Raw genomic sequence first — 927 nt, forward strand, 5'->3', positions numbered from 1 at the left:
ACTGTATAAGTTACTTCATACTTTCCTGGTTTATTTGTATCTACTGAGCCAGAAACTTTAATATCTTTTGTTATATTTCCATCTTCTGTATCAACTGCAGTTACACCAGCCATTGGATCAAATGCTGTTCCTTCTGTTATGCTCACATTATCTGCTCCGCTTATTACCGGTTTATCATTGCTTACTACAGTTATTGTTATTGTCTTTATTGTTTTAGCACCTTGACTATCTGTTACTTCATAAACTACTTTGTAAGTGCCTGGCTTGTTTACATTTACTGTGTTTTCTATCACTTTAATCTTATTTGTTATATTTCCGTCTTCCTTATCTGTAGCACTTACCTCAGTCATTGGGTCAAATTTACTTCCAACCTTTATTGTTTTGTTTTCTGCTTTTATTACTGGTGCATTATTTATTTCAACCATTTTTGGATTTACTGTTACTGATCTCTTTACAGTTACTATATTTCCATCACTATCTGTAACTGTATAAGTTACTTCATACTTTCCTGGTTTATTTGTATCTACTGAGCCAGAAACTTTAATATCTTTTGTTATATTTCCATCTTCTGTATCAACTGCAGTTACACCAGCCATTGGATCAAATGCTGTTCCTTCTGTTATGCTCACATTATCTGCTCCGCTTATTACCGGTTTATCATTGCTTACTACAGTTATTGTTATTGTCTTTATTGTTTTAGCACCTTGACTATCTGTTACTTCATAAACTACTTTGTAAGTGCCTGGCTTGTTTACATTTACTGTGTTTTCTATCACTTTAATCTTATTTGTTATATTTCCGTCTTCCTTATCTGTAGCACTTACCTCAGTCATTGGGTCAAATTTACTTCCAACCTTTATTGTTTTGTTTTCTGCTTTTATTACTGGTGCATTATTTATTTCAACCATTTTTGGATTTACTGTTACT

1 protein-coding gene is annotated in these 927 nt (G+C 32.6%); it reads right to left on the minus strand.

What is annotated here, in order from left to right; translation table 11 throughout:
• Positions 1-927 (minus strand): DUF5011 domain-containing protein (locus K5V21_RS19035; protein ID WP_221862669.1); only part of this gene is annotated, 927 nt, incomplete at both ends.

Source organism: Clostridium sardiniense, assembly GCF_019753795.1.
Taxonomy (GTDB): domain Bacteria; phylum Bacillota; class Clostridia; order Clostridiales; family Clostridiaceae; genus Clostridium; species Clostridium sardiniense.